Raw genomic sequence first — 16,183 nt, 5'->3', positions numbered from 1 at the left:
CATCCTGTGAGCCCTCGAGCCGATGGCGCCTGGAGCTAGACAGCGTAAAACCCATACTTTCTTATTTTTTATAAGAGCACATAAAAAAACTTCCATCCCTGCAACATGCGCAGGGACGGAAGTTTTCCGCGGTACCACCCTCGTTAAAGCCGAAGCTTTCACTTTTTTTGATAACGCAATTCGCGGTTTTTCCTACATATATTTCAGAAAAACGCCTCGGAAGTGTCTGTTCATGAAAGTGCGCCGTAAATGCTCTCAGTCTTGGCATTTTTCTCTGTCCGGGCAGTCCTTCACTACTTTTCTTCGTCTATGGCTTTATTTATGCTGTTTTAATGGGCCCATCCGTGCAACCCCGCTGAAAAAATTATAAAAAACTTTTCTCTTTATTTCAACCTAAATCTTTTGTATCGAGAATCAGCGTGACCGGTCCATCGTTGACAAGTGCGACATCCATCATCGCACCGAATACACCTGTTTCCACATGCACTCCTTTTTCACGGATGAAGCGGTTGAATGTTTCATAAAGCTTTTCCGCCTGTTCGCCGGGCGCCGCTTTCATAAAGTTTGGACGACGGCCTTTTTTACAGTCACCGTATAAGGTAAACTGCGAAACCGATAAAACAGATCCGGCACGATCGAGCAGGGATTCGTTCATTTTGCCCAATTCATCTTCAAAAATGCGCAGATGGACAATTTTTTCAGCGAGCCAAGCCGCATCCTGTTCGGTATCGTCATGCGTCACGCCGACAAGCAGCACAAGTCCTGAATCGATTGTCCCCTTCACTTCTCCAGCCACTGTTACACTGGCTTTTTTACTTCTTTGCAACACAACTTTCATCAGCAGGCACCTTCTATAGTTAATTCATAATACGGCGGACAGAATAAATATCCGGAATTTGTTTGACCCGTTCTACTACTTTTTGCAAGTGATTGACGTTGCGAATGAAAATCGACATATCAATTTTTGCCATTTTGTTCCGATCAGAGCGTCCGGACACTGCCGATATATTGGTTTTTGTTTCGCTGACAACGTGCAGTACTTCATTAAGAAGCCCCTGCCGGTCATATCCGGAAATCTCGATATCAACAAGGTATTCTTTTTGATTGGCTCCGCCAGATTCCCATTCAACTGGAATGAGGCGGTTTTCCGCATCGTCGTCGGCTGTCACGTTCGGGCAGTCCTCCCGGTGAACGGAGACACCGCGGCCTTTTGTAATATAGCCAACGATGTCATCTCCCGGCACCGGGTTGCAGCAGCGGGACAGGCGGATTAATAAATTGTCGATCCCTTTAACCGTAACGCCCGCATTTTTCTTCTGAGCGGATGGGTTTGGCGGGGCTTTTATTTCTTTCACTGCCTCATGCAGCGCCGCTTCCTGATCACGCTGTTTACGTAATTTTTCCGTGAGCCGATTCGCAACCTGCAGCGCCGTAACACCGTTATAGCCCACTGCCGCATACATGTCTTCTTCGTTCAAAAAGTTAAACTTTTCGGCGACGCGTTTTAAGTTTTGCTGCGTCATAACTTCTTTTACGTCAAACTCCATATTTTTAATTTCATTTTCGATCATTTCCCGGCCTTTTTCAACATTTTCTTCACGGTTTTGCTTTTTGAAAAACTGGCGGATTTTATTTTTCGCCTGAGATGTCTGGGCCATTTTAATCCAGTCCTTGCTTGGACCATACGAATGCTTCGACGTTAAAATTTCTAAAATATCGCCAGTTTTCATTTTGTAATCGAGCGTTACCATTTTGCCGTTTACTTTTGCCCCGATCGTTTTGTTGCCGATTTCTGAATGGATCCGGTACGCAAAATCAATTGGAACAGAGCCTGCCGGCAATTCAAGCACGTCGCCTTTTGGTGTGAACACAAATACCATATCCGAGAACAAATCAAGCTTTAATGATTCCATAAATTCTTCCGCATCCTGTGACTCGTTTTGAAAGTCCAGAATTTCCCGGAACCAGGTCATTTTCTTTTCAAAAGAAGCACTTTCGTCCACCGTACGGCCTTCTTTGTAGGCCCAATGCGCAGCGACCCCGAATTCAGCAATACGATGCATCTCTACTGTCCGGATCTGCACTTCAAGAGGGTCCCCTTTCGGACCGATAACGGTTGTATGAAGTGATTGGTACATATTCGTTTTCGGCATGGCAATGTAGTCTTTAAAGCGCCCTGGCATCGGCTTCCAGTATGTATGGATAATTCCTAGCGCCGCGTAGCAATCTTTAATATTTTCAACGACAATACGAACAGCCAACAAATCATAAATCTCATTAAATTGTTTATGCTGCAACGCCATTTTCCGGTAAATACTGTATATATGTTTCGGGCGGCCGGATATTTCGGATTCGATGTCCATTTCTTCCAGGCGGCTCCGCATTAAATCGATCACGTCGTCTAAATATTGCTCCCGCTCTTCCCGTTTTCGTTTCATTAAATTGACGATCCGGTAATATTGCTGCGGATTTAAATAGCGAAGCGCTGTATCTTCAAGCTCCCATTTAATTTTCGACATACCAAGACGGTGGGCGAGTGGTGCGAAGATCTCCAATGTTTCATTAGAAATACGACGCTGTTTTTCCTGTGGCAAGTGCTTAAGCGTACGCATATTGTGAAGACGGTCAGCCAGTTTTATTAAAATAACCCGGATGTCCTGCGCCATCGCGACAAACATTTTCCGGTGATTTTCCGCCTGCTGCTCTTCTTTTGATTTATATTTAATTTTTCCGAGCTTCGTTACGCCATCTACAAGCATCGCCACTTCCGCGCTAAATTCATCCGCCAAATCCTGCAGCGTAACATCCGTATCTTCTACAACATCATGCAAAAAGCCGGAAGCAACTGTAGCCGGGTCCATCTCAAGGTCGGCCAAAATGCCGGCAACTTGAATCGGATGAATAATATACGGCTCGCCCGATTTGCGAAACTGGTGCTTATGCGCCTCTTTCGCATACTCAAACGCGCGTCGAACAAATTGGACATGCCCCTCGTTCAAGTAGCCACGGGTCCGGTCAATGACCTGGTCGGCGGTTAATATCTGGTCTTTCGCCATATGTTTTGTTCACCTTCGCCCTTTCCGAAAAAACTAATTGTTCTTATTATCGAAAAAAAAGTGCAGGATGTAAAGTCATCCTGCACTTTTTTTCTGAATTGGGCGATTTTTGTCGAATCAATCGTATGGAATGATCGTTAAAATGTCATAATCATCCAGTTTGTCGCGTCCGTTCAAATAATTTAATTCAATTAAAAAGGCAATGCCGACGACGATACCGCCAAGCTGTTCCACAAGCTTAATTGTCGCCTCAATCGTGCCGCCTGTCGCTAAAAGGTCATCTGTGATCAGTACGCGTTGGCCAGGCTTTACAGCGTCTTTATGGATCGTCAGTACATCTTTTCCGTATTCAAGACCGTATTCCACTTTAATTGTTTCACGCGGCAGCTTGCCCTCCTTGCGGACAGGTGCAAAACCAACACCAAGTGAATAGGCAACCGGGCAGCCGACAATAAAGCCGCGCGCTTCCGGGCCGACGATTAAATCCGCCTGTTTTTCTTTTGCGTATGTGACAATTTGATCTGTCGCATACCGGAAGGCATCGCCATTATCCATTAGCGGCGTAATATCTTTAAACTGAATACCCGGCTTCGGCCAATCCGGCACAATTTTAATATAGTCTTTTAAATTCATTTCAATAGTTCCTCCCTGTGTGCATCAGGCTTCTTCATCCACCGATCAAGAATTTCTTTTAATTCTCGGTAAGATGAGTACAACAGCTTTTGTTCAAGGTCAAATTGCGTCTGCTTTCGTATGTAGGCAGGCGACTCGCTTAAGTCACGCTTGTCCGCACCCTTTTGCACTTCAATCTTTCCATCGTTTAGTGTAACAAATCCAAGTTCATAAAACACCTTTGACATAAACTGGATGGCCTGATAGGACCAGCCTTGTTTTTTTGCGAGCAGCTCCCCATGCTGCTTTACATTAAATGAGCCTCTTTTCAGCAAAAAGCCGTAGTACCATTTAAATTGGTCCCGCGTTGGCATTGCGCTGAAAAAATGGCTTTCCTGTGTGCTGAAATGGGCGTAAATACGCGCGGGTGATTTCCCTGCAAGCAATGATTTTATCATCTGTTCGTTTTCTGGCAAATCCAGCAGAATCACATTCTTCTCATCAATCACAATGTTTTTGGCCTCTTGTTCCGTTTTTACGAATACGATGGCCGGATCTGCAGATTCCCGCCCGAAAGAAATGACAACCTTCCCATCCGGCACGTCTTTGTACCAGCTGGACAAATTTTTCCCGCCGCGCATATCAAACAGCTGGCATTCATCCACACGCATATCGCGAAGCATGAGCTGCGGCCGGCGCATATTGTTCCATTCATTTATGGATAACTCACCGATCACAGAAACGTCTGATGTTTTAGCAATTTGATCAGCATAATCACCCATTCCAAAACCGATTCCATCAATTGTCTGGCCGTCTTTTTCAAAGGCAGCTTTTAAATGGGCTTGATTGGCGCCAATTTTTTTCATTGAAGTGATTTTCGCATCTTGAATGACAAACAGCGGCTTCGGGTTATTCATCCCAAATGGCGCCAGCTTATTCAGCTCTTCAATGCCTTGAACAGTAATATCTGATACGGACGCTTCTCCATCAACCTGGATGATTGGCGTAAAATCCTCCGCTGTCAACGTGTCATTTGCAATGTCAACCATCCGGCGGCGCAATTCATCCACATTATCAATCGACAGCGTCATGCCCGCGGCCATCGGATGTCCGCCAAAATGAGGAAGAATATCACGGCATGTCGACAAGCTTTTAAATAAATCAAACCCTTTAATGCTTCTGGCAGACCCTTTAGCGATTCCTTTTTCCGAATCAAGCCCGAGCACAATGGCCGGACGGTAAAATGTATCCGTCAGACGGGATGCCACAATGCCGACGACACCAGGGTTCCACCCTTCTTTGCCGACAATAATAACCGGATATTGGTCTGGCGGATAATCCTGGTTGACCATCTCAATTGCTTCTTTTGCCATCTCATTTACGATGGTCTGGCGCTGCTTATTCAGTGCATCGATTTCTTCTGCAAGCATCATTGCTTCTTCCGCGTCTTCTGTGAGCATCAGCTCCGCAGCAGGACCAGCATCATCGAGCCGCCCTGCTGCATTAATACGTGGACCGATCATAAATCCGACCGTTTCTTCATTAATCGATGACTGCTCTGTGCCCGTCTGTTTGCAAAGTGCGACAATGCCTGGACGCTCTGATTGACGGAGAGCGGAAATGCCTTTTTTTGCAATCAATCGATTTTCTCCATTTAACGGAACTAAATCAGCGATTGTTCCGATTGCTGCTAAATCGAGCAAATGCTCCGGCACTTTTCCATATAATGCATGTGCTACTTTTAACGCAACGCCCACACCTGCAAGATACCCAAACGGATACGTCCCGTCTGGATGCTTCGGGTGGATAATCGCTAACGCTTCCGGCAGCTCAGGTCCTGGTTCGTGATGATCGGTAATGATTAAGTCAATACCGATTTCTTTTGCGACTTGCGCCTCATGCACACCTGAAATACCGGTATCGACAGTAATAATTAAGCCAAAACCGCTTTCTTTTGCATGACGAAAAGCCGGCTCATTCGGACCATATCCTTCCGTAAACCGGTTTGGAATATAATAATCAGCTAGAACCCCATAGTCACGAAGCGCTGTTAAAAGCACTGAGGTGCTGCTCACACCGTCCGCGTCATAGTCACCGAAGACAAGCACTGCTTCTTCCTGCTCTCTCGCCTGACGAATACGGCCGATTGCTTTATCCATATCTTTTAATAAAAAAGGATCGTGAAATGTCACGCCTTCATCAAATAAAAAAGCACGCGCTTCTTCTTTTTCCGTGATTCCCCGTCCCAATAAAAGCGATGCTGCGAGCGGGCTCGTCCCGACTTCCTCCGCAAACGCTTCACTTTTTGTGCGGTCCACTTCTTTCAAGGACCAGCGCATTTTTGGTTTCAGCATAATTTCACCCCATAACGTACTCATTATACGGGTCAAAAGAAGAAATGACAATAAAGAGAAAAAACCGGCGGCTGTGGAGGACCACAGCCGCCGGTTTTTTTATTAATCACCATCCGGTGCCAGCCGGGTTGAATCAGCCGCCGGCGTTATTGCTTCCCGGTGATCCAGCTTCAATTCATACACTTCTTTTTTCAATTGTTCGTTTTGTCTTATCAGTTCCTTATTTTGACGTTTTAGCGCCACTGTCCGGAATAAACTGAACATAAAGATGACCAGTCCGCCCATTAAAACAGAAAATAAAATGACGAGAATAAGCGGCCATTGGGCAGAGCCAAATGCGTAATTAACCGTAACCGGATCAACATTAATTACTGCAAAAAGAGCAATTATAAGCGCAAAAATCAATCCCAGAATAAGTGCTGTTTGTGTTTTCAATCTGCTTCCCTCCCTACATGACTTACTTTTTCCTTTTCGCAGCTCACTTCAAACATTCTTATACACTTCGTTCTTGAATTCTTTTTTCAAAAAAGGCACGATAAAAAGAAAAAGAAAGCAGGAATAGGATGCAGCGCTTTTACGTAGACATCATTCAAGGAAGAGGCAGTTATTACGATCTGGGGCGCCTTGCCGGCGACAAATTAAAACAGTCGCCGCTTTTTGCCGTTCATCAAAAACGCCGTAAACAATCCCTTCGTGCATATGATATAGACTTTCAGCAAGTAAAAAGGTATTTTCACACGTATGCTCCTGTTATGTGGGAAGAGTTTGAAGGGCTGGCCGAATCACTTGGCTGGTCGTTATATGATGTCATCCATGAATATAGCGGTTTTCAGGCGGATGATGTGAACAGCGGCTGCTCAGCCATGATGAACGGCGGTGTTTTTGCAAGAAATTATGATTTTCATCCAAAAACATACGAAGGCCGGCTTCTTTTATGGCAGCCTGACCACGGCTACGCGTCTGTCGGCATCAGCGGGCGAATGATCGGGCGGATTGACGGTATGAATGAAAAGGGCCTTGTCATTGGATTTCATTTTGTGAACCGGCGCCGTGCTGAAGACGGGTTTACGTGCAGCGTGATCGCCCGCATGGTACTTGATTCGTGCGCGACAACCGAAGAGGCGATTGCCCTCCTTTCTTCTATTCCGCACCGCCATTCCTTTAATTATTCTCTTTACGATGCTTCAATGCAAAGCGCCGTTGTCGAAGCGTCTCCGCGCGGCATTCATATATATAAGCAGACAACTGCCTGCGCCAACCACTTTGTTTCAGAGGAATTATCGGGCGAAAACCGCTATCATACGATAGAATCCAAAGAACGGCTCCAAACGCTGCAAAGTTACTCAGAAAGACCTCAAAGTGCAGAGAAGGCATATGAGCTTTTTAACGATCCTTCTTATGGTATTTTCAAAAAGAAATACGGCAGCTGGTCCGGTACGCTTCATACGACTGTATATGAGCCCCAGTCCTTACACATTCTTGCCGGCATCGGCGAGCAGGCTCGTCCGCTGCCTATTGATTTTAAGCAGTGGTTAAACGGGGAACGTCTGCCTGTCACGCGTATTTTTGGCCAAATTGATTCAGAAGAACCCTTTGTTCATATGTAATCCACTTCGAAGCGACGGCTGAAAATATAAAAAAAGAGACAGGCTGACGAAAGCCTGTCTTTTTTTCATGCGGATTTTGATTGCTGCAGCTGGCGAACTTCATCCAGATATTGCTGTGCTTTAACCTCATTATATTGCCCTTCCCATTTGGACAATACGATCGCTGCAAGGGAGTTTCCGACAACGTTAACCGCTGTGCGGGCCATATCGAGAATGCGGTCGATCCCTGCAATAAAGGCTAAACCTTCAACCGGAATTCCAACGCTTCCCAATGTGGCAAGCAGCACGACAAACGAAACACCCGGAACACCTGCAATTCCTTTTGATGTTACCATTAACACAAGAACAAGCGACAATTGTTCTGCCATTGACAAATCAATGCCATACATTTGCGCGATAAACAACGCCGCAATAGCCTGGTAAAGTGTTGATCCATCGAGGTTAAATGAATAACCTGTTGGAATAACAAACGATACAATCGCTTTCGGGCAGCCGAATTTCTCCATTTTTTCAATCAATTTTGGCAGAACCGTTTCGGAACTTGACGTTGTGTACGCAAGAATCAATTCGTCTTTCAAAATTTTAAACAAGTTAAAAATGTTAACGCCGACTAGTTTTGCCGTCAGCCCAAGCACCACAAGAACAAAGAAGAACATGGCGCCGTATACGAGAATAATCAATTTGCTGAGCGGGATAAGTGATTCTACACCGAATTTTGATACGGTCACTCCAATCAAGGCAAAAACGCCAAACGGAGCAAACTTCATAATTTGGTTTGTTATATAAAACATCGCTTCTGATGTTCCCTGGAAAAACTGCAGAACTGGTTTTCCTTTTTCACCAATCGCCGCAATACCAAGACCGAACACAACGGAGAAAAAGATGATCGCGAGCATATCGCCTTCTGCAAGAGAGGTGAATAAGTTAGCTGGCACAATGTTTACAAATGTTTCCGCAAACCCGTGATCCGCTGTTTCTTCACTTGTGTTTACATAACTTCCAATGTCGGTTTTGTCTAAAGAGGACATGTCAATGCCTGCACCCGGCTGAAAAATATTTCCGGCGGCGAGCCCGACTAAGATGGCAACCGTCGTAATGATTTCAAAGTAAAGAAGCGTTTTGCCGCCCAATTTCCCGAGCTTTTTCGTATCGCCTACACCAGCTACCCCCACAATGATACTGGAAATAACGATGGGGATAACGATCATTTTAATCAGATTGAGAAAAATATCTCCAATCGGCTGCAAGTAATCCGCTACATGTGGGTTTCCATAAAATACTGCTCCTACTATAATACCGGCAATTAAACCAATTAGGATTTGCCAGGCTAAACCAATTTTCTTCATTTAACCAATCCTTTCCTTTATTCATAATTTACAGCTGCGCTTCACCGGCCTATGACCAGGAGCAGCCTGTTATTCTCTATCGTTTCACCTGTAAAATATGTCTATTTTTTAAACAGATCAACAGGTACACTACCATGTATAAAACTATATTTTATAACCTACAAAATCATACACCCCTCGACAAAGTGAGCGTTTTTTTTTCGAAAATAAAGCAATATTGTATTACGCGCCGCCCAATTGTATACTATTTCTCATACATTGGAACAAAAGGAGGGCTTGTGATCCTTTATTCACATCCTTTTTTAAAAAAGAACCGGCTGCTCATACTGCTGATGATGATTAGTGTTCCAGCAGCGGGAGAATTAAAAATTTATCCTTTTAGTGAAGCGTTTCGGATCGGCCTGGGACCGCCCGTTATGTTTTTTTTCTTATTGTTTTTAAAAAAAGAATTCATTTTACGTGCCGGCTTCCTCACTGCTTCAGCTGTCCTTTTATTTCGTACAGGCATTGACTTGGTCATGTTCCACCATGAAAGTATCCTTCTCTCGCTTCAGCGTCATTTCCCTGCGTTTATTTATTATTTTTTATACGCGTACTTATTTGACCGTCTGGGGATAAAACGCTATCGCGACCGCTCCATCGCTGTTGGATTTAGTGTCCTTAGCATCGATTTACTTTCTAATGCGGCAGAATTGTTTATCGATTATCTTCTGTTTGCCATCACTTTTTCTTTTGGCGATGTGCTGGAAATTGTTTTCATTGCACTTGTCCGCAGTTTTATCGTTCTTAGTTTTTTAAACATGCTGAAGCTGAATGAAGCACATGCCAGGGGAAAACACATAACAGAACAAAATGAACACATGCTAATGCTTGTTTCGAATTTGTACGAAGAAACGGTTTATTTAAAAAAGACGCTCAATGATGCGGAAGAAGCAACCAAGGAATCCTATCAGCTGTACCGGTCTTTTAAGCAGATGGACAGCAGAGCGAGCCAGCAGGCGCTGAAATTGGCAGGCAAAATTCATGAAATTAAAAAAGACAACCAGCGGATTTTTGCGGGTCTGTCAAATGTCATTATTAAGGAAAGCCCTAAAGATTTTATGAGCGTGCAGGAACTGGTTCAATTAACGGTTCGAATCAATGAAAAATATGCCCTATCTTTAGGGAAAAACATTATATTTTCATTCGTTGTTTCCGGAGACCATCCCCCCTATCACGTTTACACGTTTTTATCGTTAATAAATAATCTTGTATCAAATGCGGTGGAAGCAATCGAAGAAGCCGGTTCTGTCCGAATTGAGCTTATCCGGTCCCGCAAACTGATAGAACTGCACGTTTTCAACAGCGGCCGGCCGATTTCAGAAAAATATAAACACCTTATTTTTGATCCAGGCTTTACTACGAAATATGATAAGCAGGGGAATCCCTCAACAGGCATTGGCCTCGCCCACGTAAAAGAGCTTATCAATAGCTTGAACGGTGATATTACGGTGGTGAATGAACGGGATGGTGTCCTGTTTGTGATTAATCTCCCAATGCACGAGTTAATTCAGAAAGGTTGATTGCTATGCGTTTTTTTATTGTGGATGATGATGAAGCGATCCGCTCTATTTTGGCGAAAATCATTGAAGATGAAGATTTGGGAGAAGTTGTTGGTGAACGGTCGGATGGGGAGCAGTTAACCGGTTCTTTTTTAAATATGCAAAAAATAGATATCCTTTTCATTGATCTGCTTATGCCGATCAAGGACGGCATTGAAACCATTCGTGATTTGATGGGGCATTACCAGGGCAAAATCATTATGATTTCCCAAGTAGAATCGAAGGAACTGATCGGTGAAGCTTACGCTCTTGGGGTGGAGTACTATGTGATGAAGCCTATTAACCGGATTGAGATGATCACGGTTATCCGAAAAGTAAAGGAACGGATTCAATTGGAAAAATCGATTCAAACCATTAAAACCTCTCTTAGCAGTCTGCTGCCTGCTGATCATACGGCGGTGCATCCTGCACAGAATGAAAATAGCCTGGCAGATATCGGGGAATATCTCTTGTCTGAGCTTGGCCTTGTCGGGCATAACGGCGCAAAGGATCTAATTGAGATTCTTCACTTTTTATTTTCAGATGAGGAGGCATTAGCGTCGGATCAAAACTTTCCATCATTAAAAATCATTTTCGAAAAAACGATTCGAAAAAGACTTGGTTTCTCTGTTTCGGAACAAGACATCAGCAGAGAAATAAGAGCATCTGAACAGCGGGTTCGCAGAGCTATCATTCATTCTACTGCCCACTTTGCTTCCCTCGGCCTGACAGACTATGCAAATCCCAAATTCGAGTATTATGCAGCGAAATTTTTTGACTTTATGACAGTCCGGCAAAAAATGATCGACCTGCAGGAAAATCCGCATTCTTCTTCCACCCCTATTAAGGTGAATATGAAAAAATTTATTCAAATGTTCTTTTTTGAAGCAAAACGGCTAAGGACAGAAATGAATCAGCCCCATTAAGAAATCCAAAAGAAAAAACCTGCAAACCTCTCCCAATGTGTGAGCTCGTTTGCAGGTTTTTTCAGCAGCTTATACTTGTAATTCATCCTTGTTTGCCGCTTTTTCCTTGTACGTAATTAATTTCCCTTTTTTCTTCAACTCTTTCTTTTTCCAAATCAGCCATAGCTGGGAAGCGATAAAGATGGAAGAATAAGCGCCGCCAATCAGGCCGACGAGAAGTGCGATCGAGAAGTTTAAAATCGAAGAACTTCCCAGAGCGATCAAGGCAATAACGGCCACTACGACGGTTAATACCGTATTGATAGAACGTGCCAGTGTCTGGCGGATACTTTTGTTTACAATAACATCAAGCTGTTCCGGTGCCGTAATTTTTTTACTCTTCACCATATTTTCACGAATGCGGTCGAATGTTACGATCGTGTCATTTATGGAATAACCGACAATCGTGAGGACAGCGGCGATAAAGGTAATGTCCACTTCAAGACGCGTCAAGCTGAAAAAGGCGATAATGAAAAAGACATCATGCAGCAGCGCCAATACAGATGCAACACCCATATAAAGCTCAAAACGGAAAGCCACGTAAAGAATAATCCCTACTGCCGCAACAGCCAAAGCCATTACAGCGTTCTTCGCCAATTCTTTTCCAACAACAGGTGATACCGTACTAATATTCGGCTCAGTACCAAACGCTTCATTTAACGCTGTTTTTACCTCCGCGATTTCCTGCTGCGTTAACGCTTCATCAAACCGGGCGGATGCCATATTCTGATTATCTCCGCCGAGTGTCACATTTACATCGTATCCAAGCTGATCCAGTTCCGCTTCGACAGCCTGCTCTGTTAATGGTTCGTCAGACAACAACTCCAGCCGCGAACCACTTGAGAAATCAATACCCAAGTTTAAACGGAAAACAGCAAGAACAATCATTCCAGCAATAATCGCAACAGCGGAAAAGGCAAACAATTTTTTGTGCGGCTTTACAAAATCAAGCTTATCAAATTTGGTAGGCAGATCAAGTGCGTCATATCCTTCACTGATCGGGTGAATCGCTGACTTTTTCACGCCGAACCAGCCGGGCTTATCATTGAGCCAATTGCTTTTCACAAGGAGACTCATTAATACCCTTGCTCCCCAAATAGCTGTTAAAAAGCTGACAAGTATACTGATAATAAGCGTTGTCGCAAAGCCTTTAACGGAGCTTGTTCCGAAATAAAATAATACGCCACCCGCTAAAAGGGTTGTTAAGTTCGCATCCACTACTGTGAGAAACGCGTTGCTGCTCCCCGTTTTAAAAGCAGACTTAATTGGCCGGCCAATTTTAATTTCTTCTCGAATCCTTTCAGCAGTAATAATATTTGCATCCACTGCCATCCCGACTCCCAAAATAAGGGCCGCTATACCAGGCAGTGTCATAACAGCATTGATTAAATCAAATATGAGCAATGTCAGGTAAAGAAAAACGGACAATGTGACAACTGCAATAATACCCGGAAGACGGTAATAAAAAATCATAAATAAAAAGATTAGTGCAATCCCGACAATACCGGCAAGCACCGTTTCATTTAATGCTTTTTCCCCAAATTGAGCACCAACGGATGTTGAATAAATTTCATTCAACTTGACAGGCAGAGCCCCAGCATCTAACAAAGCCGCCAGCTCCTGTGCTTCTTCTACCGTGAAGCTGCCCTGAATCGTTACATCTGTTGTGTTAAAAACTTCATCTACGTTTGGTGCAGATAGGAATTTCGGGTTTTCTTTTTGCGCTTCTTTCGCAAATGAATCGACGCCTTCTTCAAAGTCAAGCCAGATGACAAGCTGATTGTTTGGCGCCATCGCCACAATTTTTTCTGTTACTTCTTTAAACTTGTTACTGTCTTTTAATTTAACGGCAACGTTCGGCTGCCCGTTTTCTGTAAAAGACTGCTCAGCGCCACCTTCTGTAAGGTCACTTCCGTCCATCATCAAGTTGTCATTTACGTCACGGAAAGATAAATTTGCCTGCGTTGACAGCATGCTGCGCGCCTGCTCCTGGTCTTCCACACCAGCAAGCTGAATACGGATACGGTTTCCTTCTTCTACCTGAATACTCGGTTCACTGACACCAAGCGCATTGATCCGTTTATCAAGTGCCTCAGCAGTATCCGCTACGACACTTTCTGTTATTTTCTGTCCTTCTTTTGCAGGCTCTACTTCATACAGCACTTCAAACCCGCCCTGCAAGTCAAGACCCAGTTTAATATTTTTGACGATATCGCTTGCCGTACCGCTCATTGCACCGAATAAAACGAGTACAACCAGCAGAAAAGAAACGATCCGGCTTCGTTTTACCATTCTTCATTCCCACTCCTTATTGTATGTAAAAAAACAAGTTGATAAAAAAAATTCCGGTAACGAATACCGAAATTCCTCAGCAATCTTCATTATGAATGAGAAAAAACAGACTGTCAATTTACTCACGGTCTTTACGAGGATCAAATAAAAAAGCCATATCTTGATCGGATAAAGGTTCTCCCCATTCCGGTGTCTTGAATGCTGCGATCTGCATATAATTCATATACTCGCCCGGTTTGACGGATAAAATATCCCCGACCAAACGTGAGAGAGGCCGCTCTTCATCGATTTTTTTCCACTTTTTGTTCAGCAGGTAACGCCATAGCGTCTTGGTTTCTGCCGTTTCGTAATTAAGCAGCCGGAATTCTTCTACTTTGCTGATCAATGCCGGCAGCAGCTTGTTATAATACACATCGTATGGATGCTCTCCCATCATAAATGCCCCCTGTCATGCTCGTCCATGTTTGCACATATATCTCATTATACAATATTTTCTTCACAATTACTTTTTCGGAAAAGGCGGTGGCAGATTGTCATCATTTATAAAAGGGACGATGTGGCTGGCGGGCGCCATTTTCCTTGTGAAAATTCTTGGTTTTGTGAACCGAATGGTCATTGCCCGGTTAATTGGTGAAGAAGGCGTCGGCTTATACATGGCCGTTTTCCCGGCGTTTATTTTAACTGTGACAGCTGTTCAGTTCGGTTTGCCGGTCGCCGTCACCCGAAGTGTTGCTGCAGCGGAAAATGATGCACAGCGGAAGCATATTTTGTATACGTCTCTTTTTATTACCGTTTCTTTAGCTACTGTTTTAACGCCCGTATTTTGCTTGCTCGCTCCTTATCTGGCGGAAAGTCTTTTTCATGACAAACGAGCCGTTTTACCGCTTTATGCGATTGCTCCTTCTGTGCCCATTATTGCCGTTTCTTCCATTATCCGTGGGTATTTCCACGGAAAAATGAATATGAAGCCGGCAGCACTTTCACAGCTTATTGAACAGATTGTGAGAATCGGGCTGATCATCGCAGCTGGACGAATGCTGCTGCCATATGGAATTGAATATGCGGCGGCCGGTGCAATGGCGGCTGCTTCCGCTGGTGAACTCGTGTCGCTGCTTTACCTTCTTGCAGCGTTTCGTTTAGAATGGCGAAAAGTCCGCAAGTGGCCTGGCAGAAGGACAAGCCGTCCTCTTTTCGGGGAAATGGCGGAAACGGCTCTCCCAGCTGTCGGCAGCCGGCTGATTGGTTCGGGCGCCTGGTTTCTTGAGCCGATTGTCGTCGTTAAAAGTTTAGCCATCGCAGGGCTCGCTTCGAGTGCGGCAATGAAAGAATATGGGGTATTAACCGGATATGCACTGCCGCTTATGTTTTTGCCTTCCTTTTTAACAGTGGCGCTCTCGTCGTCCCTTGTTCCTGATATTAGCGAATCATTCAGCAAAAAACAGTTTAGCAGCATTGCCTGGCGTGTCAATGAATCCATTCGCTTTTGCTTGTTTTCAGGTGGATTTTCCGTGGTTGTCCTATTTTTATTTTCCGAGCCTTTGATGCTCGTGATGTATCATACAAAAAAAGGAGCCGACTTAATTCAGCTCATGGCGCCATTCTTCCTTTTATACTATTGCCAAGGACCGCTGCAGGCTGTTTTACAGGCGCTGAATTTATCCCGCGCGGCTATGCTGAATAGTCTTTATGGAGCAGCAGTGAAGCTCTTGATCATTTTTCTTTTATCCAGCCAGGCATCGTTCGGTATTCGCGGCACTGCCATTGCCATAGCAGCAAGCATCGTACTTGTCACTCTTCTTCATACAGCGTCCATGCTGAAATCGGTCCCATTTCCTCTTCAATACGGTCTTTATGCAAAAATTGCGCTACTGCTTGCTTTTACTTATTTAGGGACAAAAGCTTTTTTGCCCTTTTTAACAGACAATACGTTTCTTTATCTAGGTGGAGGCATAATTGGCTGCTTGCTCGTCTACTTTTTTGGCGCTGTGGTTCTCGGTATTTTTAAAAAGGAGGATATCACCACGGTTTTATTTTGGCGCACGTAAAAAGCCCGGAAAAGAGCTCCGGGCTTTTTTTCTTACACTTTACCTTTATCGACAACGTCGCGTACTGCTGAGCGGTCAAACGTCAGACGTGTACCATCGCCGACAATAATCGTGATCGTTGTTTCATCGGATGATTCAATCATGCCATGAAGACCGCCGATCGTGACGATTTTGTCGCCTTTTTGCAAATTATTTTGCATTTCCACTACCGTACGCTGACGCTTTCGCTGTGGACGAATCAACAGAAAATAAAAAAGCGCGAACATAACGATTAAAGGGAGAAATTGTGCTAAAGCTTCCATTCTTATTCTTCACTCCTTTCCAAA

13 protein-coding genes and 1 other annotated feature are annotated in these 16,183 nt (G+C 44.2%); of the genes, 4 read left to right on the top strand and 9 right to left on the bottom strand.

Annotated elements, in window-relative coordinates:
* Nucleotides 1-108: 108 nt before the first annotated feature.
* Nucleotides 109-319, bottom strand: a binding site (T-box leader).
* Between the two features lie 69 nt (nt 320-388).
* The 5 genes from dtd to BA724_RS11850 form a co-directional block, all read right to left on the bottom strand.
* On the bottom strand, nt 389-838 hold the full coding sequence (dtd, locus tag BA724_RS11870) for a D-aminoacyl-tRNA deacylase (RefSeq protein ID WP_069938878.1): 450 nt from the start codon (nt 836-838) through the stop codon (nt 389-391).
* Nucleotides 839-857: 19 nt separating this feature from the next.
* Nucleotides 858-3,056: a RelA/SpoT family protein gene (locus tag BA724_RS11865; protein WP_069938877.1), complete on the bottom strand. Its 2,199-nt coding sequence runs from the start codon at nt 3,054-3,056 to the stop codon at nt 858-860.
* A gap of 117 nt (nt 3,057-3,173) precedes the next feature.
* Nucleotides 3,174-3,689 (bottom strand): adenine phosphoribosyltransferase, encoded by a 516-nt coding sequence (locus BA724_RS11860; protein ID WP_069938876.1) that lies wholly within the window; start codon nt 3,687-3,689, stop codon nt 3,174-3,176.
* Complete coding sequence (gene recJ / locus BA724_RS11855) at nt 3,686-6,022, bottom strand: single-stranded-DNA-specific exonuclease RecJ (protein WP_069938875.1); 2,337 nt, start codon at nt 6,020-6,022, stop codon at nt 3,686-3,688. Before recJ ends, BA724_RS11860 begins: the two co-directional genes overlap by 4 nt.
* A 102-nt stretch (nt 6,023-6,124) precedes the next feature.
* Complete coding sequence (locus BA724_RS11850; protein ID WP_069938874.1) at nt 6,125-6,457, bottom strand: LapA family protein; 333 nt, start codon at nt 6,455-6,457, stop codon at nt 6,125-6,127.
* Nucleotides 6,458-6,585: 128 nt separating this feature from the next.
* Here BA724_RS11850 and BA724_RS11845 point away from each other — a divergent pair, with 128 nt between their 5' ends.
* The gene (locus BA724_RS11845) at nt 6,586-7,629 is read left to right on the top strand and encodes a C45 family autoproteolytic acyltransferase/hydrolase (RefSeq protein WP_069938873.1); all 1,044 of its coding nucleotides are present in this window, start codon (nt 6,586-6,588) and stop codon (nt 7,627-7,629) included.
* Between the two features lie 65 nt (nt 7,630-7,694).
* On the opposite strand, the gene BA724_RS11840 is transcribed toward BA724_RS11845, so the two are convergent.
* On the bottom strand, nt 7,695-8,975 hold the full coding sequence (locus BA724_RS11840) for a cation:dicarboxylate symporter family transporter (protein WP_069938872.1): 1,281 nt from the start codon (nt 8,973-8,975) through the stop codon (nt 7,695-7,697).
* Nucleotides 8,976-9,253: 278 nt separating this feature from the next.
* Here BA724_RS11840 and BA724_RS11835 point away from each other — a divergent pair, with 278 nt between their 5' ends.
* On the top strand, nt 9,254-10,537 hold the full coding sequence (locus BA724_RS11835) for a sensor histidine kinase (RefSeq protein WP_245676197.1): 1,284 nt from the start codon (nt 9,254-9,256) through the stop codon (nt 10,535-10,537).
* 5 nt (nt 10,538-10,542) lie between these two features.
* Complete coding sequence (locus BA724_RS11830; protein ID WP_069938871.1) at nt 10,543-11,481, top strand: response regulator; 939 nt, start codon at nt 10,543-10,545, stop codon at nt 11,479-11,481.
* A 69-nt stretch (nt 11,482-11,550) separates the two neighbouring features.
* Here BA724_RS11830 and secDF read toward each other — a convergent pair whose 3' ends face one another.
* Entirely contained in the window at nt 11,551-13,812 is a 2,262-nt protein-coding gene (gene secDF, locus BA724_RS11825; RefSeq protein ID WP_069938870.1) for a protein translocase subunit SecDF, read from the bottom strand.
* 118 nt (nt 13,813-13,930) lie between these two features.
* Nucleotides 13,931-14,248, bottom strand: coding sequence for a post-transcriptional regulator (locus tag BA724_RS11820; RefSeq protein WP_245676195.1), 318 nt, complete (start codon nt 14,246-14,248; stop codon nt 13,931-13,933).
* A gap of 94 nt (nt 14,249-14,342) precedes the next feature.
* Here BA724_RS11820 and spoVB point away from each other — a divergent pair, with 94 nt between their 5' ends.
* Nucleotides 14,343-15,857 (top strand): stage V sporulation protein B, encoded by a 1,515-nt coding sequence (spoVB, locus tag BA724_RS11815; protein WP_069938868.1) that lies wholly within the window; start codon nt 14,343-14,345, stop codon nt 15,855-15,857.
* A 32-nt stretch (nt 15,858-15,889) separates the two neighbouring features.
* On the opposite strand, the gene yajC is transcribed toward spoVB, so the two are convergent.
* Nucleotides 15,890-16,159, bottom strand: coding sequence for a preprotein translocase subunit YajC (yajC, locus tag BA724_RS11810; RefSeq protein ID WP_069938867.1), 270 nt, complete (start codon nt 16,157-16,159; stop codon nt 15,890-15,892).
* Between the last annotated feature and the right edge of the window lie 24 nt (nt 16,160-16,183).

Source organism: Domibacillus iocasae (genome assembly GCF_001750285.1).
Classification (GTDB): Bacteria; Bacillota; Bacilli; order Bacillales; family Domibacillaceae; genus Domibacillus; species Domibacillus iocasae.
The sequence above is the reverse complement of the archived record's forward strand: the minus strand, read 5'-3'. Positions and strand labels throughout refer to the sequence as shown.